At 58.0% G+C, this 20,556-nt stretch carries 16 protein-coding genes; 11 read left to right on the top strand and 5 right to left on the bottom strand.

Features of this window, described 5'->3' with window-relative positions; translation table 11 throughout:
• The first annotated feature begins 115 nt into the window (after positions 1 to 115).
• Both ACRRSD_RS28230 and ACRRSD_RS28225 read left to right on the top strand, forming a co-directional pair.
• Positions 116 to 1,618 (top strand): ATPase domain-containing protein, encoded by a 1,503-nt coding sequence (locus ACRRSD_RS28230; protein ID WP_435036491.1) that lies wholly within the window; start codon positions 116 to 118, stop codon positions 1,616 to 1,618.
• Positions 1,615 to 3,285: an ATP-binding protein gene (locus tag ACRRSD_RS28225; RefSeq protein ID WP_435036490.1), complete on the top strand. Its 1,671-nt coding sequence runs from the start codon at positions 1,615 to 1,617 to the stop codon at positions 3,283 to 3,285. The genes ACRRSD_RS28230 and ACRRSD_RS28225 overlap by 4 nt, the downstream gene beginning before the upstream one ends.
• A gap of 36 nt (positions 3,286 to 3,321) precedes the next feature.
• On the opposite strand, the gene ACRRSD_RS28220 is transcribed toward ACRRSD_RS28225, so the two are convergent.
• The 5 genes from ACRRSD_RS28220 to ACRRSD_RS28200 are packed head-to-tail and all read right to left on the bottom strand — an operon-like array spanning position 3,322 to position 9,866.
• A complete protein-coding gene (locus ACRRSD_RS28220) occupies positions 3,322 to 3,699 on the bottom strand; it encodes a response regulator (RefSeq protein WP_003225116.1) in 378 nt (125 codons plus the stop codon).
• A gap of 44 nt (positions 3,700 to 3,743) precedes the next feature.
• The gene (locus tag ACRRSD_RS28215) at positions 3,744 to 4,958 is read right to left on the bottom strand and encodes a hybrid sensor histidine kinase/response regulator (protein ID WP_435036489.1); all 1,215 of its coding nucleotides are present in this window, start codon (positions 4,956 to 4,958) and stop codon (positions 3,744 to 3,746) included.
• Positions 4,952 to 5,545: a chemotaxis protein CheB gene (locus ACRRSD_RS28210; RefSeq protein ID WP_435036488.1), complete on the bottom strand. Its 594-nt coding sequence runs from the start codon at positions 5,543 to 5,545 to the stop codon at positions 4,952 to 4,954. The genes ACRRSD_RS28215 and ACRRSD_RS28210 overlap by 7 nt, the downstream gene beginning before the upstream one ends.
• A complete protein-coding gene (locus ACRRSD_RS28205; protein WP_122600440.1) occupies positions 5,542 to 6,375 on the bottom strand; it encodes a CheR family methyltransferase in 834 nt (277 codons plus the stop codon). Before ACRRSD_RS28205 ends, ACRRSD_RS28210 begins: the two co-directional genes overlap by 4 nt.
• Positions 6,375 to 9,866, bottom strand: coding sequence for a response regulator (locus tag ACRRSD_RS28200; protein ID WP_435036487.1), 3,492 nt, complete (start codon positions 9,864 to 9,866; stop codon positions 6,375 to 6,377). The genes ACRRSD_RS28205 and ACRRSD_RS28200 overlap by 1 nt, the downstream gene beginning before the upstream one ends.
• A gap of 263 nt (positions 9,867 to 10,129) precedes the next feature.
• Between ACRRSD_RS28200 and ACRRSD_RS28195 the strand changes: the two genes are divergently transcribed.
• From ACRRSD_RS28195 to ACRRSD_RS28155, 9 genes are all read left to right on the top strand, one after another.
• The gene (locus ACRRSD_RS28195) at positions 10,130 to 10,492 is read left to right on the top strand and encodes a response regulator (RefSeq protein WP_435036486.1); all 363 of its coding nucleotides are present in this window, start codon (positions 10,130 to 10,132) and stop codon (positions 10,490 to 10,492) included.
• Between the two features lie 303 nt (positions 10,493 to 10,795).
• Entirely contained in the window at positions 10,796 to 12,106 is a 1,311-nt protein-coding gene (locus tag ACRRSD_RS28190) for a glycosyltransferase (protein WP_435036485.1), read from the top strand.
• A 117-nt stretch (positions 12,107 to 12,223) separates the two neighbouring features.
• On the top strand, positions 12,224 to 13,111 hold the full coding sequence (locus ACRRSD_RS28185) for a phospholipase (protein WP_435036484.1): 888 nt from the start codon (positions 12,224 to 12,226) through the stop codon (positions 13,109 to 13,111).
• Between the two features lie 67 nt (positions 13,112 to 13,178).
• Positions 13,179 to 14,084 (top strand): AraC family transcriptional regulator, encoded by a 906-nt coding sequence (locus ACRRSD_RS28180; protein ID WP_077573033.1) that lies wholly within the window; start codon positions 13,179 to 13,181, stop codon positions 14,082 to 14,084.
• A gap of 342 nt (positions 14,085 to 14,426) precedes the next feature.
• A complete protein-coding gene (locus ACRRSD_RS28175) occupies positions 14,427 to 15,737 on the top strand; it encodes an ABC transporter substrate-binding protein (RefSeq protein ID WP_435036483.1) in 1,311 nt (436 codons plus the stop codon).
• A 150-nt stretch (positions 15,738 to 15,887) separates the two neighbouring features.
• Positions 15,888 to 16,814, top strand: a complete 927-nt coding sequence (locus ACRRSD_RS28170) for a carbohydrate ABC transporter permease (RefSeq protein WP_038367588.1) — start codon at positions 15,888 to 15,890, stop codon at positions 16,812 to 16,814.
• Between the two features lie 8 nt (positions 16,815 to 16,822).
• Positions 16,823 to 17,653, top strand: coding sequence for a carbohydrate ABC transporter permease (locus ACRRSD_RS28165; RefSeq protein ID WP_034154211.1), 831 nt, complete (start codon positions 16,823 to 16,825; stop codon positions 17,651 to 17,653).
• Positions 17,654 to 17,818: 165 nt separating this feature from the next.
• The gene (locus ACRRSD_RS28160) at positions 17,819 to 18,922 is read left to right on the top strand and encodes an ABC transporter ATP-binding protein (protein ID WP_435036482.1); all 1,104 of its coding nucleotides are present in this window, start codon (positions 17,819 to 17,821) and stop codon (positions 18,920 to 18,922) included.
• Between the two features lie 15 nt (positions 18,923 to 18,937).
• Complete coding sequence (locus ACRRSD_RS28155) at positions 18,938 to 20,410, top strand: mannitol dehydrogenase family protein (protein WP_435036481.1); 1,473 nt, start codon at positions 18,938 to 18,940, stop codon at positions 20,408 to 20,410.
• Positions 20,411 to 20,556: the final 146 nt, after the last annotated feature.

The following is a 20,556-nucleotide window of genomic DNA, read 5'->3' as shown; positions in this document are numbered from 1 at the left end:
TTGTTCGAACTTCCGGCAAGGAAGTTCGGAACTGCCATCACGGCGCAAGGTCAAGTTATTCAGGCCGCTCGATTAGTTGGCGGCCTCGCTTCCCTTAGTCATGAGAGGGCATTTTTTGTCTACTTCTAACGAGTTGATCAGTGTGAAAGCCGCTACCGGCATTGTGGGTCTGGATGACATCCTGGCCGGTGGCTTGTCTCGCGGTCATGTTTTCCTGCTGGAGGGTGAGCCCGGAACCGGCAAAACCACGGTCGCTTTGCATTTTCTCCTGGCCGGCGCGAAAGCCGGCGAACGCTCGTTGTACATAACGCTCTCGGAAACCGAGCGCGAACTAAGGCAGGGTGCGCTGTCGCACGGCTGGACGCTGGATGACAACATCAAGATTTTCGAGCTGACGCCCCCGGAAAGCCTGCTCAATGCCGAGCACCAACAGAGCCTGCTGTATTCCTCCGACCTGGAACTGGGCGAAGCCACCAAGCAGATTTTCGAAGCAGTCGAACGCTTCAAGCCCACGCGTGTAGTGCTCGACAGCCTGTCGGAGATCCGTTTGCTGGCGCAGAGTTCTTTGCGTTATCGCCGGCAGATTCTGGCCATCAAGCATTACTTCGTGCGCTACAACGCCACTGTGCTGCTGCTCGACGACCTGACCACCGAGTCCCTCGACAAAACCGTGCACAGTGTCGCTCACGGGGTGATTCGCCTTGAAGAACTGACACCCAACTACGGCGCCGAGCGCCGACGCGTGCGGGTGGTCAAATACCGGGGCCAGAAGTATCGCGGCGGTTTCCACGACTTCACCATCATGGGTGACGGCGTGCATGTGTTCCCCCGCTTGGTGGCGGCAGAACACCGCGGCGACTATGCGCGCCTGCAACTGTCCAGCGCTATCCCGGAGATGGACGCCCTGCTCGGCGGCGGTATCGAGACCGGTTCAAGTACGCTGATTCTCGGCCCTGCCGGTACCGGCAAGTCGCTGATCTCGATGATTTTCGCCGCTGCTGCGGTTGGACGTGGTGAAAAGGCCGCGCTGTTTATCTTCGATGAAGAACTCGGCCTGCTGTTCGAGCGGATGAACAACATCGGCATCGACCTCAAGGCGCTGCAAGCCACCGGTAATCTGCTGATCGAACAAGTCGACGCCGCTGAACTGTCGCCGGGCGAGTTCTCCCATCGCGTGCGCCGCTGTGTCGATGAAGGTCAAATCAAAACCGTGGTCATCGACAGCATCAACGGCTATCAGGCGGCGATGCCGGAAGAAAACGCGCTGGTGCTGCACATGCACGAACTGTTGCTGTACCTGAACCGCAAAGGCGCGGCGACCTTCATGACCGTCGCCCAACATGGTCTGGTTGGCGACATGCAAGCGCCGGTCGACATTACTTATCTGGCTGACACGGTGATTCTGTTGCGCTACTTCGAAGCACTGGGCAAAGTCCGCCGCGCGATCTCGATCATCAAGAAACGCACCGGCAGCCACGAATCGACCATTCGTGAATACCGTATTTCCACGCAAGGCATGACCATCGGCGAACCGCTGGAAGCCTTTCAGGGCGTACTGCGTGGCGTCCCCACCTACCTCGGCGCGAGTAATCCGCTGTTGCAGGAAGAACACTTGTGACGGTTCGAGTGCCGCTGGCCGAACGGGCGCTGATTCTGGCGCCTGTGGGTCGCGACAGCCAGATTGCGCTGATGATCCTCAACGAGGCCGGTTACGAAGGGCTGGTCACCCCCGATCTGGGATCGCTGTGTATCGAACTGGAATTGGGTGCCGGTCTGGTGCTGGTCGCTGCCGAAGCGTTGCGCGGGCCGGAGCTGGAAGCGTTGTTCCTGCACCTGGAGCAGCAGCCAGCGTGGTCGGATCTGCCCATTGTGCTGTTGACCCATCACGGTGGTCAGGAACAAGGCCCGTCCTCGCGTCTGAGCGATCTGCTGGGCAACGTGACCTTCCTTGAGCGACCGTTTCATCCGGCGACACTGGTCAGTATGGTTTCTGCCGCATTGCGCGGCCGACGACGACAATACGAAGCCCGCGACCGGCTGATCGACTTGAGCGAAAGTGAACGGCGTCTGCAATCGACCCTTGAAACCCTTGAGCAACAGGTCGAAGAGCGTACCGCGCAACTACGCCACAACGAAGAAGCGCTACGCCAATCGCAGAAGATGGAAGCGGTCGGCCAGCTCACCGGCGGTATCGCCCACGACTTCAACAACATGCTCACCGGCATCATCGGTAGCCTGGAATTGCTGCGTCGGCGTCTGGCCCGTGGGCGCACGGAGGACCTCGATAGCCTGATCGATCTGGGCGTGACCTCGGCCAATCGCGCCGCCGGTCTGACCCATCGTCTGTTGGCGTTTTCACGCCGCCAGTCGCTCGATTCCAAAGCCGTGCAGATGAACACGCTGGTGCTGTCCATGGGTGAGCTGCTGCAACGCAGCCTCAACGAAAGCATTCAATTGGACATGCGCCTCAACGACAAGCTGTGGGTCGCGGAGGCGGATCCCAATCAACTGGAAAGCGCCCTGCTCAACCTGGTGATCAATGCCCGCGATGCCATGCCTGACGGCGGCAAACTGGTGGTCGAGACCAGCAATCAGGTGCTCACACGCGAATTCACGGAAGCCTACAGCAACCTCGAACCCGGTGATTACGTGATGCTCAGTGTCACCGACAACGGCAGCGGCATGCCGCAGAGTGTTGTCAGTCGCGCGTTCGATCCATTTTTCACCACCAAACCGATTGGCCAGGGCACCGGGCTGGGCCTGTCGATGATCTACGGTTTCAGCAAGCAGTCTCGGGGCCACGTCTCGATCGACAGTGAAATCGATGAGGGCACCACCGTCAGGCTCTACCTGCCACGTTTTCGCGGTGAAGAGCTGGAAAGCCCCGACGCCGACATTCAACAGGCACCGGATGCGCTGGACGGCGAAACCGTGCTGATCGTCGAAGATGACCCGGCCGTGCGCGTGCTGGTCTGCGCGGTGCTCGGTGAGTTGGGCTACGCCTTTGTCGAAGCCTGGGATGCCGACAGCGCCATGCCGATTCTGAACTCGACGCAGCGCATTGATCTGCTGATCAGTGATGTCGGCCTGCCGGGCATGAACGGCCGGCAACTGGCGGAAGTCGGCCGACAATATCGGCCAGGTCTGAAGGTGCTGTTTATCACCGGATACGCCGAGCACGCGGCGGTGCGTGGCGGGTTCCTCGATTCGGGGATGCAGATGATCACCAAACCGTTCACTTTCGATCTGTTGACCGCGAAGGTGCGGGAGATGATCAAAAGCTGATTGGGAGAATACGGCCTGCTGAAGCAGGCCGGGTGATCAGGCAAGCAATTCCTGAATCTTTTCCTGCAACACATCCAGGTCGAACGGCTTTTCCAGAATCGGTGCCTTGCGCGTGATCGGGCTGCCGGTTTCGCGGATTTCCTGCGGGTAACCGCTGATGAAAATCACCTTCAGGTCCGGGCGCAGCTTGACGGCGGGTTCGGCGATCTGCACGCCGGAGATACCGCCCGGCAAGCGGAAGTCGGTGATCAACATGTCCAGATGTGGCTTGCTCGCAAGAATCTCGAACGCCTGCTCGCCGTTTTCGGCCTGCAACACGCGATACCCCTGCCCCGACAGGTAATCCGTCAGGACCATCAAGATAACCGGTTCGTCCTCGACGACGAGTACTACATCTTGTGCATCTACGCTCATGGGAAGCCTTTGTTCGGTCAATAGCTGCTGATACGACCGTACGGTCAATCAGAGGTTGCGTCGGATGTGCCGTTTTCCTGAATTGGCAGACAAACGCGAAACTGGGCGCCTTCGTTGATTTCACTCTCGACGACGATGGAGCCGCCATGGGCGGCGACGATCTGCTCGGAAATGAACAGACCCAGCCCGAGCCCGGCGACTACCGTCTTGGCGGAAACCCGTTCGAACTGTTGGAAAATACGCTTCTGGTTCTCCTGGCTGATACCGATGCCACGATCCTGCACCTCGACCCGCGCCTCATCACCTTCACGGTAAACCCGCACCTGAATCGGACTCCGACCGCCATAGCGCAGGGCATTGGTCAGCAAGTTGGTGACCACCTGCTCGATACGGAACTCGTCCCAATGGCCTTCCACCGGCGCTGGTGCGGTAAACGACACTTCGGTTTCCGCAGCCTCGATCTGTGGCCCGAAGTTTTGCAGCAGATTGCTCACCAGTTGCACCAGATCGAAACGGCTCGGCCGGATCGACAACTTGCCGGTGCGAATGCGCGACACGTCGAGCATGTCTTCGATCAGGCGGATCAGGCTTTTGATCTGCCGCTCATCGCGGTCGACCATGGCGTGCATCTTGTCGAGGGTGAACGCTGCGGCATTGTCGCGGGCCAGGTGCATCTTGCGCAGCTGGGTTTCCAGAATCAGACCGTTGAGCGGCGTGCGTACTTCGTGGGCGACGATGGACATGAAGTCATCGCGCATGCGCACCGCTTGCTCCAGCTCCAGCTGGGTGTTTTGCAGTTGCTGCAACAGCGCTTCCTGTTCGCGACGGGCCTGCTCCAGCGCTTCGAGCTGTTGCTTGAGCGCTTTGCTCTGGCGATACAGATCAACGAAGACGTTGACCTTGCTCTTCACCGCATGGATATCCAGCGGTTTATGCAGAAAGTCCACCGCCCCGCTTTCGTAGCCCTTGAACGCGTAGTTCAGTTCACGGCCGGCGGCGCTGACGAAAATGATCGGGATGTTCTTGGTTTTCTCGGTGCCGCGCATCAACTCGGCGAGTTCGAAGCCGTTCATGCCCGGCATCTGTACGTCGAGAATGGCCATGGCAAATTCGTGTTGCAGCAGCAACGACAGCGCTTCATCCGCCGATAACGCTTTGTAGACGGTACGGTCTTCACGCTTGATCAGCGCTTCGAGTGCCAGCAGATTCTCCGGCAGATCGTCGACGATCAGCAGTTTGGCTTGGATATTACTCAGCATGCGATTCGTTCCAGCTCGACAAGCAGACGGCCGATGCCGTGAATGGGTAGGACATGATCAGGCTGCTGAATCTTCAGTGCAGCCAGAGGCATGGTGGCGACTTGCGCCTCTTGCGGGTCCTGAACAATGGTCAAGCCTCCGCGCTTTTTGACTTGCGCCAGCCCGCACGCGCCATCGTGATTGGCGCCGGTCAGCAGTACAGCGGCCAGAGATGAACCATAGGCGTCAGCGGCCGATTCAAACAGATAGTCGATCGAAGGCCGGGAATAATGCACGCGGTCCTCAAGACTCAACGAAAGGCTGCGATCCTGCTCCACCGACAAGTGATAACCCGGTGTGGCGAAATAAACCGTGCCGGGGGCGATGTCCTGCTTGTCCGTCGCCTCTTCCACCGGCAGCATCAGGCGCCGGGCAAACACCTCAGCCAATTGACTGCGGCGCTCTTCAGGCAGGTGCAGCACGACGATGATCGGCAGCACGAAGCCTTGGCGCAGCGGCCCGAGCAGCGCGAGCAAGGCCTCAACGCCACCGGCGGAAGCACCGACCACTATCGCCTCGACGCGAGGTAAATCCACAGCCTCGTTCATGTTTTGCGGTAGATCCGTTCTTGTTTCACCAGCGCTTCGAACTGGTTGGCATAACTGGAAAAATCCAGCGTCTCTTTACTGCCGAGTACCAGAAAGCCGCGATGGCAAAGCGATTCATGAAACAGGCCGAACGCCCGATCCTGAAGCTTCTTGTTGAAGTAGATCAAAACGTTACGGCAGGAAATCAATTGAGTTTCGGAGAACACGCTGTCGGTCGCCAGACTGTGGTCGGCAAAAGTCACGTTCTCGCACAGGCTCTTGTCAAAAATCGCGTAACCGTACGCTGCCGTGTAGTAGTCGGCAAACGAGCGCTGACCACCGGCCTGCTGATAGTTGGCCGTGTACGCGCGAACATTCTCCATCGAGAAAATCCCCTGCTTGGCCTTGTCCAGCGAGCGCGGGTTGATGTCGGTGGCATAGATGATCGTACGATCGAGCAGGCCTTCTTCGCGCAGCAGAATCGCCATCGAATAGACCTCCTCGCCCGTGCTGCACCCGGCGATCCAGATCTTGATCGACGGATAGGTGCGCAGCAACGGCACCACTTCCCGGCGGATCGCGAGAAAGTGCGACGGATCACGAAACATCTCGCTGACCGGTATCGTCAGCAATTGCAGCAACTGCATGAACGCCGTTGGGTCATGCAGGACCTTTTCCTGCAATGCCGAAATGGTCGCGCACTCGAACTGGCTCAATGCGTGCTGCACCCGGCGCTTGATCGAAGCGCCGGAATAATCGCGAAAATCGTAGCTGTACTTGAGGTAAATCGCCTCGATCAACAAGCGCAGTTCGATTTCACTGTTTCGTTCGGCTGGCGTACTGCGTTCCACTAAATGCGTTCCATCTTCGGTAACCACACGCGAATCAGCGAGAACAGGCGATCCAGGTCGATGGGTTTGGCCAGGTAATCATTGGCGCCCGCCTGCAGGCAGCGCTCCTGATCGTCCTTCATGGCCTTGGCCGTCACCGCGATGATCGGCAGCTTGCGCCAGCGCGGATCCTTGCGGATTTCAATGGTCGCTTCAAAACCATCCATTTCCGGCATCATCACGTCCATCAACACCAGATCGATATCCTCGACTTCATTGAGTCTTTCAATCGCCTCACGACCGTTCCGGCCGATGACCACGACTGCGCCTTTGGTCTCCAGAGCGCTGGTGAGGGCGAAAATGTTGCGCACATCGTCGTCCACCAGCAGCACCTTGCGACCCTCGAAGACCTTGTCGCGGCTGCGCGCGGTCTTGAGCATCTTCTGCCGTTCATGGGACAACTGCGATTCGACTTTGTGCAGAAAGAGTGTGACCTCGTCGAGCAAACGTTCCGGCGAACGTGCGCCCTTGATGATGATCGAGCGCGAATACTTGCGCAGTTCGGCCTCTTCATCACGGGTCAGGTTGCGCCCGGTGTAGACAATGACCGGTGGGAACGAGCAGATATCTTCGGTGGACATGCGCTTGAGCAAGTCATTGCCGAGCATGTCCGGCAGCTTCAAGTCGATGACCATGCAGTCGTAGATCGTCGTGCGCAACAGCTCCAAAGCGTCCTGCGCAAGGCCGACGGCGGTGATTTCGATGTCTTCGTCGCCGATCAGTCGCGCAATGCTTTCGCGCTGCAAATCATCGTCCTCGACCAGCAGCACGCGTTTGACCTTCTGGGTCAGCTTGGCTTCGAGACGGGCAAACACGTCCTTGAGTTCTTCGCGGGTGGTCGGTTTGACGGCATAACCGATGGCGCCCATGTGCATGGCCGCTTCGACGCGGTCTTCGACGGAAATCACATGCACCGGGATGTGCCGGGTTTCGGCGTGCTCTTTCAGGCGTTGCAGCACCGTCAGGCCAGAGTGATCCGGCAGGCGCATGTCGAGCAGGATCGCATCCGGGACGAACTCTTTCGCCAGGTCATAACCCTCGTCCGCGCCATGGGCCACCAGACACTGATAGCCGAGTTCGTGCGCGAGATCGTAAAGGATGTGCGCAAAGTTCGGCTCGTCCTCCACCACCAGAATGCAACGCGTAGCGAATGGCGCCTTGTTGCGGTCATCGGCGAAGCGCGGAATGTGCACCGGTGCCAACGGCGAAACCACCGGCGCCAGCGGTGTGCTGACCATTGTGGCGGGCGGCGTAAAGGTCGATGGCGCGAACGGGACTTCGTTGGACTCGTTGTATTGCTGCGGCAACACCAGCGTGAACACGCTGCCCTGCCCCGGCGTGCTGCTGACGCTGATCGAACCACCGAGCAATGTCGCCAGATCCCGCGAAATCGATAGGCCCAGCCCCGTACCGCCGTACTTGCGATTGGTGGTGCCGTCGGCCTGGCGGAAGGCTTCGAAAATGCTCTCCTGCTGATCGGCGGCAATGCCGATACCCGAGTCGCGCACGATGAATGCGATTCGATCGTCAGGCTGGCCAGCAATGGTCAGACTGACAGTGCCTTTCTCGGTGAACTTCACGGCGTTGGACAGCAGGTTCTTGATCACCTGCTCCAGACGCTGGCGGTCGGTATACAACATGCCCGGCGCACCGGGCTGCAGATCGACACTGAAGGTCAGTTGCTTGTCTGCCGCCAACGGTTCGAACACGCTGCGCAAACCATCGGCCAGACGCGCAACACTGGTGTTCTCCGGAATCACTTCGAGCTTGCCCGCCTCGACCTTGGAGATATCCAGAATGTCGTTGATCAGGTTGAGCAGATCGTTGCCGGCGGAATAGATCGACTCGGCAAACTTGACCTGTTCGGCGCTGAGGTTGTCCTGCGGGTTCTCCGCCAGCAACTTGGCCAGAATCAGCGAACTGTTCAGCGGCGTGCGCAGTTCGTGGGACATGTTGGCGAGGAATTCGGACTTGTACTTGCTTGAGCGCTGCAATTCTTCGGCGCGTTCTTCGAGTTGCACCTGGGCCTGATTGAGTTCGGTGTTCTTCAGGTCCATGGCGTCGCGCTGCTCGGCCAGGGTCTGCGCCTGTTCGGCAAGCTGCTCGTTGGTCTGCTCCAGCTCGACTTGCTGGGTTTCCAGATGCGCCTGGGACTCCTTGAGAATCCGCGACTGCTCTTCGAGTTCTTCGTTGGCGGTTTTCAGCTCTTCCTGCTGCACCTGCAACTCTTCGTTGAGCTGCTGGGTTTCGGCCAGCACTTCCTGCAAGCGCTGGCGATAGCGCGCGGCTTCGATGGACGTACCGATGTTGCCGGCAATCAGCTCCAGCAGTTCGATATCGCGATCATTGAGCGGCCGCAGGAAACCCAGCTCGATCACACCGTTGACCCGATCGTCATCGCTGGTGGGCACCACCAGCACGCTGTGCGGCAAACCTTCGCCAAGCCCGGAGCTGACTTTGAAGTAGTCCGACGGCACCGAATCGAGACGGATCAGCCGCGCCTGTTGCGCCACCTGACCGACAATACCCTCGCCGCTGTAGATCGACTGGTCCTGCTCTTCCTGCTCGCGAGAGAAACCGTAAGTGGCCACCCGCTTGAGGCCACCGTGCTCTTCACGCACATACAGCGCCGCCACGGCACTGCCCAGGTATTGCGCGCAAAACTGCAGAATATTGCGCCCCAACAAATTCAACGTCAGTTGCCCCAGCACCTGCTCGGCAAGTTCAGTCTGGCCATTGCGCAACCACGCTTGCTGCTCCAGACGCTCGGCACTGGCTTGTTGAGCGTCGAGCGTGGCGCTGTAGCTGTCGGAAAGATTGACCAGATCACGTCGGCCGATATAGGCCAGCAAACCACTGATCCCGGCGATGAATATGAGGTAGAGGCTGATGCTCCAGATCGTAGTGCGGCGCACTTCTTCATTGCGCGTGGTGCGCAAGACCTGTTCGGTCTCGATAACGTCTTCGAATTGGCTGCGGATTTCGTCCGTCAGACGCTTGCCACGCCCGGCCTTGACCGCGCCCCGGTAATCGCCGCTTGAGCGCTGCAGATCGATCATCGATTGCGCGTAATTGGCCCACTCGGTCTGCAAGGCCTGCAGACGGCGCAGACGATCGGTTTGCACCGGGTTATCGGCCGTCAGTTCGAGCAACGTGTTGAGCGCCACGGTAATGCGCGGCTTGGCCGTTTCGTACGGGTCGAGGAAGTGCTCGTCGCCGCTGAGCAGAAAACCACGCATGCCGGTTTCCAGGTCCACGGTGAGTTTCACCGCTTCATTGGCGTTATTGATCACCCGGTCGGTGTGCTCCACCCACTGGATAACCGACAGCAGATAAGTGATCAGCGACACGAAGAACACGGCACTGAGCACACCGACGCCCAAGGGCAGACTGATGTTGCGACTCAGGAGTTTGCGAAACCGTTGCTCATCAACCGTAGACGGAGAGGACATGGGGCAGCCTTGTCGAACTGTTGAAAAACAGGCAGTTTGCCCCAAAACGACGGCATGGATCCATTTTTCTCACACCTTTCGCCGCAAATTCCTACGTACGCCGGCACGTTTGTACCCCTGAACAGTTATCCTTGCCGCCCCGTCAGCAGCTATGCTTTTTTTGTTGCAGGCAGGGAACTTGTGGCACTGCGCCACTTACTGATGCAAGAGCCCGGCACTTTTGATCGACCGGCGACCCTGAACTGACTTTCGAGAGCCTTATTATGTCTGCCAACGCCTCCACCATCCTTGTCGTAGAAGATGACGACATCGTGCGCATGCTGATTGTCGATGTGCTGGAGGAGCTGGAGTTCAAGGTGCTCGAAGCTGACGGTGGCGAACAGGCTCTGGAGATTCTGGGAAATTCGAGTCAGCACATTGACCTGATGATGACCGACTTCGGCCTGCCGGGCATGGATGGCCACGAACTGGCAACCAAAGCACGCAATCTGCGCCCCACCCTGCCCATTCTGTTTGCCAGTGGTTACGCTGAAACCATCGATGCGCCAGCAGACATGCATGTAATCGGCAAACCGTTCTCAATTGATCAGTTGCGCGACAAGGTAAAAGGCATATTGAACGGTTAAATGCCGAACTAACGACCGAAGCAACTTGTTATATCCAAGCACAATTTGCAACATACCCACGCTGTAATCACGCATCACCGCAGTTCTATCCTGAGTCAACTCTTTAGTCTCTGGCGGCTGATAATTCAGCGCTATCGCTAAGGCACTTGATACTCCATCGACTCAGGATAGAAGGCATGCGCCCCGCCGTAATCAATAACACCCCATTCGTGATCCCTTTACCGGATGGAGGGCGCCCCCGAGCTTTATGGCTGTGGTTTAATTGCGCCCTTTTTTCTCACCTGTTTTAAAGGATCTGCACCCATGACCCAACCCGATAACACCAAAGTCCTGGTCATCGGCTACGTCTGGCCCGAGCCGCGCTCTTCTGCGGCCAGCGGTCATGTGATGCAAATCCTCGAAACCTTTCTGCAACAAGGCTGGGACATCACCTTCAGCAGCCCGGCCGGCCCCGGCGAGCACAAGGCAGATCTTGCCGCTCTCGGCATTCGCGAAGTCGCCATCGAACTCAACAACAGCAGCTTCGATGCGTTCATCAGCGAACTGGCACCGGACATCGTGCTGTTCGACCAATTCATGATGGAAGAACAGTTCGGCTGGCGAGTTGAAAAACACTGCCCGCAGGCGCTGCGCGTGCTGGAAACATCGGACTTGCAAAGTCTGCGGCATGCGCGTCACCAACGGCTCAAGTCTCGTCTCAAGGTCAATTCTGACCTGAATGATTTCAGTGATGTCTTTGCTCCAGACCTGCGCGACGAGTTCGGACTGATGGCCGAGACCGATCTGGCCAAACGTGAAATCGCTGCACTGTACCGTTGCGATCTGAACCTGATGATCTCCGAAGTGGAAATCCAATTGTTGATCGAACAGTTCGGCCTGCCTCAGCAGTTGCTGCACTGGTGTCCGTTAATGATCGATCCGCCTGCGGCCGCACCTGCCTCATTTGCAGACAGGGCGAACTTCTTGAGCATCGGCAACTTCCGTCATGCGCCCAACTGGGATGCCGTACTGTGGATGAAAACCACGATCTGGCCACTGATTCGCCAACAATTGCCCCGGGCACAACTGCACATCTACGGCGCCTACACGCCGCCGAAAGCCACTGCGCTGCATAACGCCAGCGAAGGTTTCCACATCATGAACTGGGCCGAAGATGCGTTGCAGGTCATGTCTGCCGCGCGCGTGTGCCTGGCACCTTTGCGCTTTGGTGCCGGCATCAAAGGCAAACTGGTCGATGCCATGCTGTGCGGCACGCCCAGCGTCACCACACCGGTTGGCGCCGAGGGCATGCACGGCGATCAGCCCTGGCCGGGCTTTGTGACGAGCAGCGCAGTCGAGTTCGCCATCAATGCCGTTGCGCTTTACCAGGAGGAGACGCGTTGGCAGGAGGCACGTCTGGCGGGATATACGCTGCTGAATCAACGCTTCTCACAGTCAGTACATGGTTTGGCATTGATTGAAAAACTGCGATATTGCCAACAAGACTTACACAACCTCAGAGCCAAAAACTTCATTGGCAGCATGCTTCGTCATCATTCGCACAAAAGCACTCAATACATGGCTCAATGGATCGAAGTTAAAAATCGAAGCACACAACAAGTGCCAGACATATAACCAAACCCTTCTACACGACTTGCATTAAAAGCCAACTTTGCGGACCACCCGGCACCCGTTATAAACATCCTGCGCGCAACTTCAATAACTTTAATTTTCAAACGCAGGATGTACAAAATGAACAATCTTGACAAGTTTCAAACTTACCAGTGGATGGCTGATTCGCCGCAAATCGACAACTTGTCGCTTTTCGAACTGAGTTTGCCGGGCGCCCATAACGCGGGCTGTGACTGGGAAGCGAGGTATGCACTGATACCCGGTAAAAACTGGCTCGCCTGCCAGGATGTATCCTTTTATTCACAATTGAATCGTGGCGCTCGAGCACTCGACGTACGCCTGACTTGCGATAACAAAGCGCAAGGCCTGGCAAAGTTCCGCTTCCACCACGACGGATACCTTTCTTCCCGTACGCTTGAAGATCTTGTGCGTGACGTAAAAGCTTTTTATGAAAGAAACATCAATGAATTCATCATTCTCGACTTCCATGAATTGGGAAGCGGCAAGGACGCATTCGATCATTCAGAGTTTCAAACGTTGATACTGGAACACTTGGGCGAACGAATGATCCCGACCCGCAATCTGCACCTGACACTTGGCCAGCTCAAAGCGATCAGCCCATTGCAGCGAATCATGGTGGCAGCCCCCATGACCTGGGAAACCGAGGACTACCGTATTTATGGAAAAATCCAGCACAAGTGGATCGGAAAGCAGCTTGTCAGTTCTCTCGATCTGCAGGGATACATCGAACAAATATTGAGTTCCCCCAACAGCACACTTCGTCCATGGTCGCTGTCGGCAACCAGTTTTTCGATTGGCGGCCCTCAGCGAATTCTGGATGATCTCGACTACTGGTTTGACCCGGCCAGATCGGACTGGGCCAAGAAGTGCAACATCATCAATTTCGACTTTATTAAAAATTCGAACATTGTGCTTTTCTGCCAACAGGCCAATCTGGAAAAAGCCATCGAGAAGTCGCGAAGCACTGTCCGTGAACAGGCCGTTTGAGTGAAGCTGGCGAAAGCCACGAGAAACGAGGCATGATCGGCAGGCGATAATAAAAAAGTAGCTCACCATGACCCGAACAGCTCGCGTGACCGATCCCTCGTATGAGTTGATGGATGACCATAACGGGTTATCCATCATCTACCGCCAGCATGGTTTTCCGTGCCCACTGGTGCGCTGGCATTTTCACAAGGAATACGAACTGCACCTGATCGTGGCCAGCTCCGGCAAGGTGTTCATCGGTGACTACATAGGCAATTTTTATCCCGAAACCCTGTTCCTCACTGGCCCCAACCTGCCGCATAACTGGATCAGCCAGGTGGCCGAAGACGAAGTCGTGGAAAAGCGCGACATGCTGGTCAACTTCACTGACGAACTGTTCGAAAGCGGCCACCAGGTGTTTGCCGAACTGAAAACCCTGGCGCCGCTGCTGGAGCGTGCGCAGTACGGCATCGAGTTCCGTTGCAAGCGCACCATCCGCCAGGCCATGACGCTGATGCAGCGCATCGCCGACAGCAAGGGCATCACCCGCCTTGGGCATTTTTTCATCCTGATGGAGCTGCTCGCGGCGAGCGATGACTTCCAGTTATTGTCCGGCGCCACCACACCGCAACTGGCCGATGAGCACAACATCGATCGCACCAACCGCGCGGTCGATTACATCTTCAGTCACTACGCCCGCGACATTTCCCTGGAGGAAGTCGCCGAGCATCTGGGCATGACGCCGACCTATTTCAGCCGCGTGTTCAAACAGGCCACCGGGCGCAACTTCATCGAGTTCGTCAACCGCCTGCGCATCAGCAAATCCTGCGAGCTGCTGGCCGACGGCGACAAACCGGTGACCGAGGTGTGCTTTGAATCCGGCTTCAACAATATTTCAAATTTCAATCGGCGCTTTCAGCAGCTCAAGGGCATGACGCCGTCACACTATCGACGGCTCGCGGTGCAGCGCCTGACCGAGCAGAACCACCACTGACAACGCAATTCTCCTGTAGGAGTGAGCCTGCTCGCGATAGCGGTGTATCAGCTAACAAAATCGCAGGCTGACTCTCCGCTATCGCGAGCAGGCTCACTCCTACACGTTGCGATGCCACTCCGGAAACCTGTACGCATTCGATAGCGCCTCCCCGCTGCAAACCCCTTCCCTGCGTTCACCCCACAAAAGCCCAGTGCAAAAAAGTATCGATAAAAGTGCTAGGGATGATTTGTCAGCCCCGCGATTGAAGGCTGTAATCAGCGCACATTCTTCCTCCACAGGAAGACACAAAAACAATAACTGTCCTTCTGTAACCCTCTGGGTGCAGAAAAGGAGTGCACGATGCAACCCACTGCAAAAGCTCTGCTTGCCCTCACTTGCATGACCCTCAGCAGCGTCAGCCTTGGCGCTCAGACGCTGACCATCGCCACCGTCAACAACAGCGACATGATCCGCATGCAAAAACTCTCGAAAACTTTCGAGACCGAGCATCCGGACATCAAGCTCAATTGGGTCGTGCTCGAAGAAAACGTCCTGCGCCAACGCCTGACCACCGACATCGCCACTCAGGGCGGTCAGTTCGACGTGTTGACCATCGGCATGTACGAAGCGGCACTGTGGGGCGCCAAAGGCTGGCTGGAACCGATGAAGGATCTGCCGGCCAGTTACGCCCTCGACGATGTGTTCCCGTCGGTGCGTGAAGGCCTGTCGGTCAAGGGTTCGCTGTACGCCCTGCCGTTTTACGCGGAAAGCTCGATCACCTATTACCGCACCGACCTGTTCAAGGATGCCGGGCTGACCATGCCGGAGCGTCCGACCTGGGAGCAGATCGCCGGTTTCGCCGAAAAACTCACCCACAAAGACAAAGAGCAGTACGGCATCTGCCTGCGCGGCAAGGCCGGTTGGGGCGAGAACATGGCGCTGATCACCACGGTTGCCAACGCCTACGGCGCGCGCTGGTTCGATGAGCAGTGGAAGCCGGAATTCACCGGGCCCGAGTGGAAAAACGCGCTGAACTTCTACGTCGACACCATGAAGAAATCCGGCCCGCCGGGCGCCTCCAGCAACGGTTTCAACGAGAACCTCGCGCTGTTCAACAGTGGCAAATGCGCAATGTGGGTCGATGCCAGCGTCGCCGGTTCGTTCGTCACCGACAAGACCCAGAGCAAGGTTGCTGATCACGTTGGCTTTACCTTCGCGCCGCATCAAGTGACCGACAAAGGCTCGGCGTGGCTGTATTCGTGGGCGCTGGCGATTCCGACCAGCTCCAAAGCCAAGGACGCCGCCAAAGAGTTCAGCGCCTGGGCGACCTCCAAAGAATACGGCGAACTGGTGGCCAAGACTGACGGCATTGCCAACGTTCCGCCGGGTACTCGCGCTTCAACCTACAGCGACGCTTACATGAGCGCCGCGCCGTTCGCCAAGGTCACGCTGGAATCGCTGAAAGCGGCCGATCCGGGCAAACCAACGCTGAAACCGGTGCCATACATCGGCATTCAACTGGTGACCATTCCTGAGTTCCAGGCCGTGGGTACGCAGGTCGGCAAGCTGTTCTCGGCGGCGCTGATCGGCCAGACCACGGTGGATCAAGCCTTGACCGCCGCGCAGCAAACCACTGAACGCGAGATGAAGCGCGCCGGTTATCCCAAGTAACCCGCAAAGCTTGCTCCTGCCTTTTGTAGGAGTGAGCCTGCTCGCGATGGCAGCTTCCCATTCAACACATTGGGTGACTGATACACCGCTATCGCGAGCAGGCTCACTCCTACAGGGGATCTTCATTCGCCTGTCGAATCGGTTACTGCCATGAATACTTCAACTGCCAAAGCACACCTCGACCTGTCGCAACCTGCGCGCAAGGTCCGTGTACGCAATCCCGGCTGGTTTCTGGTCAGCCCTTCGGTGGCCCTGTTGCTGCTGTGGATGATCGTGCCGTTGGGCATGACCATCTATTTCTCGATGATCCGCTACAACCTGCTCTACCCCGGTGAGAACGAGTTCGTCGGACTGGAAAACTTCACTTACTTTCTGACCGACTCGGGCTTTATGCCGGGCGCGACCAACACGCTGTTGCTGGTCGGTAGCGTGTTGCTGATCAGTGTGGTGTTGGGCGTACTGATCAGTGCGTTGCTGGAGGCCAGCGAATTCCTCGGTCGCGGCATCGTGCGGGTCATGCTGATTTCGCCGTTCTTCATCATGCCCACGGTCGGTGCGCTGATCTGGAAGAACCTGATTTTCCATCCAGTCTCGGGGATCCTCGCTTACATCTGGAAGCTGTTCGGCGCGCAACCGGTGGACTGGCTCGCCCACTACCCGCTGCTGTCGATCATCATCATTGTCTCGTGGCAGTGGCTGCCCTTCGCGATCCTGATTCTGATGACCGCCATGCAGTCCCTCGACCAGGAACAGAAAGAGGCTGCACGCCTCGACGGCGCCGGGCCGATCGCGATCTTCTGGCACCTGACCCTGCCGCATCTGGCGCGGCCGATTGCCGTGGTGGTGATGATTGAAACGATCTTCCTGCTGTCGGTGTTCGCCGAGATTTTCACCACCACCAACGGCGGCCCCGGCTACGCCTCGACCAACCTCGCCTACCTGATCTACAACCAGGCGCTGGTGCAGTTCGACGTCGGCATGGCCTCGGCGGGCGGTTTGATTGCCGTGGTCATCGCCAATATCGCCGCGATCATTCTGGTGCGGATGATCGGCAAAAACCTGACTGACAAAGCCTGAGGCCTGCCATGACTCTCCAACAATCCCGCCGGCTGCAAAGCCTGCTGCTCGGCACCCTCGCCTGGGCCATCGCGATCGTGATTTTCTTCCCGATCTTCTGGATGGTGATGACCAGTTTCAAGACCGAGATCGATGCGTTCGCCACGCCGCCGCAATTCATCTTCACGCCAACGCTGGAGAACTACCTGCACATCAATGAGCGCAGTGACTACTTCAGTTTCGCCTGGAACTCGGTAGTGATTTCCTTCAGCGCCACGGCCCTGTGCCTGTTGATCGCAGTGCCGGCGGCGTACTCGATGGCGTTCTACGAAACCCAGCGCACCAAAGGCACGCTGCTGTGGATGCTCTCGACCAAGATGCTGCCACCGGTCGGCGTGCTGATGCCGATCTACCTGCTGGCGAAGAGCTTCGGCCTGCTCGATACGCGCATCGCGCTGATCGTGATCTACACGCTGATCAACCTGCCGATCGTGGTCTGGATGGTTTACACCTACTTCAAGGACATCCCCAAAGACATCCTCGAAGCCGCCCGCCTCGACGGCGCCACGCTGTGGCAGGAAATGGTCCGCGTGCTGCTGCCGATCGCCAAGGGTGGCCTAGCCTCGACTGTGTTGCTGTCGCTGATCCTGTGCTGGAACGAGGCGTTCTGGTCGCTGAACCTGACCTCGTCGAAAGCTGCGCCGCTGACTGCGTTGATCGCTTCGTATTCGAGTCCGGAAGGCTTGTTCTGGGCCAAGTTGTCGGCGGTGTCGACCCTGGCGTGTGCGCCGATTCTGATCTTCGGCTGGATCAGCCAGAAGCAACTGGTGCGCGGCCTCTCGTTCGGCGCCGTGAAATGAATATCCCGAACCCAACCCTATCCCCTGTGGGAGCGAGCCTGCTCGCGAAAGCGGTGTGTCATCCAACCCTGATGGCGACTGACACGGCCCCTTCGCGAGCAGGCTCGCTCCCACAGAAAAGCCGATCTGGTTTAACCCAATAATAAATTGCGGAGGCCCATCCTCATGGCCAACCTGAAAATCAAGAATCTGCAAAAAGGCTTCGAAGGCTTCTCCATCATCAAAGGCATCGACCTGGAAGTGAACGACAAGGAATTCGTGGTTTTCGTCGGCCCGTCGGGCTGCGGTAAATCCACCCTGCTGCGGTTGATTGCTGGTCTGGAAGAAGTCAGCGACGGCACCATCGAACTGGATGGCCGCGACATCACCGAAGTCAGCCCGGCCAAGCGCGATCTGGCGATGGTGTTTCAGACCTACGCGCTGTATCCGCACATGACAGTGAAGAAAAACATGTCCTTCGCCCTCGATCTGGCCGGCGTGCCAAAAGCCGAAGTCGAGAAAAAGGTCGGCGAAGCAGCGCGGATTCTCGAACTCGGGCCGATGCTTGAGCGCAAGCCGAAACAGCTCTCCGGTGGCCAGCGCCAACGCGTTGCGATCGGCCGCGCCATCGTGCGCAATCCGAAAATCTTCCTCTTCGACGAACCCCTCTCCAACCTCGACGCCGCGCTGCGCGTGCAGATGCGTCTGGAGCTGCTGCGTCTGCACAAAGACCTGCAAGCGACGATGATCTACGTCACCCACGATCAGGTCGAAGCGATGACCATGGCCGACAAAGTCGTGGTGCTCAATGGCGGCAAGATCGAACAGGTCGGCTCGCCGCTGGATCTGTATCACAACCCGGCGAACCTCTTCGTCGCGGGGTTCCTCGGCACGCCGAAAATGGGCTTCCTCAAAGGCAAGATTGCCCGCGTCGACGGCCAGAGCTGCGAAGTCTCGCTGGACGCCGGGACGCGCATCACCCTGCCCTTCAACACTGCCAATCTGAGTGTCGGCAGCGCCGTGACCCTGGGCATTCGCCCGGAGCATCTGGAACTGGCGCAACCTGGTGATTGCAGCCTGCAAGTCACCGCCGACGTCAGCGAACGCCTGGGTAGCGATACTTTCTGCCACGTCACCACCAACGCCGGCGAAGCCCTGACCATGCGCGTGCGCGGGGATCTAGCCAGCCGTTACGGCGAACAACTGAGCCTGCACCTCGATTCTGCTCACTGCCATTTATTCGATGCCGAAGGTGTCGCGCTGACCCGTCCGCTGCGCGCTGCGGCCTGACTTCGAGAACTCCCGATGAAACTCAATCAACAGAATCTCCATCGTCTGGCCAGCGAAGTGCAATTGCCGGCCTACAGCCTTAGCGACACGCGCCAAGGCATCGCGCACATCGGCGTCGGCGGTTTCCACCGCGCGCACCAGGCGTATTACACCGACGCCTTGATGAACACCGGCGAAGCCCTCGACTGGGCGATTTGCGGCGTCGGCCTGCGCGCCGAAGACCGCCGCGCCCGCGACGATCTCAAGGAGCAGGATTACCTGTTTACCCTGTTCGAACTCGGCGACAGCGACGACACCGAAGTGCGCGTGATCGGTGCGATTCGCGACATGCTGCTGGCCGAGGACGGCGCTCAGGCGTTGATCGATAAACTCGCCGACCCGCAGATTCGTATCGTCTCGCTGACCATCACCGAGGGCGGTTATTGCATCGACGACAGCAACGGCGAATTCATGGCGCACCTGCCGCAGATCCAATATGATCTGGCCCATCCCGAGTCACCGAAAACCGTGTTCGGCTTTTTGTGTGCTGCACTGGAAAAACGCCGCGCGGCAGGCATCCCGGCGTTTACTGTGATGTCTTGCGATAACCTGCCGCACAACGGCGCCGTGACGCGCAAGGCGCTGCTGGCGTTTGCCACCCTGCGCAACAGCAATCTGTGCAGCTGGATCGACGCCAACGTCAGTTTCCCCAACGCCATGGTCGATCGCATCACGCCGATGACCAGCACTGCGCATCGCCTGCAATTGGCCGACAAACACGGCGTCGACGATGCCTGGCCGGTGGTCTGCGAGCCGTTTGTGCAATGGGTGCTGGAAGACAAATTCGTCAACGGTCGCCCGGCTTGGGAAAAGGTTGGCGTGCAGTTCACCGACGACGTTTCGCCCTACGAAGAGATGAAGATCAAACTGCTCAACGGCAGCCACCTGGCACTGACGTATCTGGGCTTTCTGAAGGGCTACCGGTTTGTGCACGAAACCATGAACGACCCGCTGTTCGTGCGTTATATGCGCGCTTATATGGACCTGGACGTGACCCCGCAGCTGGCGCCGGTGCCCGGTATTGATCTGACGGATTACAAAAACACATTGGTGGCGCGGTTTTCCAATCAGGCGATTGCCGATCAACTTGAGCGGGTGTGTTCGGACGGCTCGTCGAAGTTTCCCAAGTTCACCATTCCTACCATCAACCGGTTGATTGCCGATGGGCAGGAGACCAAGCGTGCGGCGTTGGTGGTGGCGGCGTGGGCGTTGTATTTGAAGGGGATGGATGAGAATGGTGATACCTATTTGATCCCGGATCCGCGCGCGGCGTTTTGTCAGGCGTTGGTGGCGGACGATGCTTTAATTACCCAGCGGTTGCTGGCGGTCGAGGAGATTTTCGGCACGGCGATACCGCGTTCGGCGGAGTTTGTCGCGGCGTTTGAGTGGTGCTGTAACAGTTTGAGCGAGGATGGTGTGACGCGGACTTTGCAGCGGATTCTGGATTGAAAAGCCCCTCACCCTAGCCCTCTCCCAGAGGGAGAGGGGACTGACCGAGTTGTTTTTACAAGTTACATCGACCTGAAAATGCAGAGTCGAACTCAGGATTTGAATATCCCCCGATCAGCTCCCTTTCCCCCTCGCCCCCTTGGGGG

The sequence above is a fragment of the Pseudomonas neuropathica genome, assembly GCF_051174785.1.
GTDB lineage: Bacteria > Pseudomonadota > Gammaproteobacteria > Pseudomonadales > Pseudomonadaceae > Aquipseudomonas > Aquipseudomonas neuropathica_A.
This window is presented reverse-complemented; position numbering and strand designations above follow the sequence as displayed.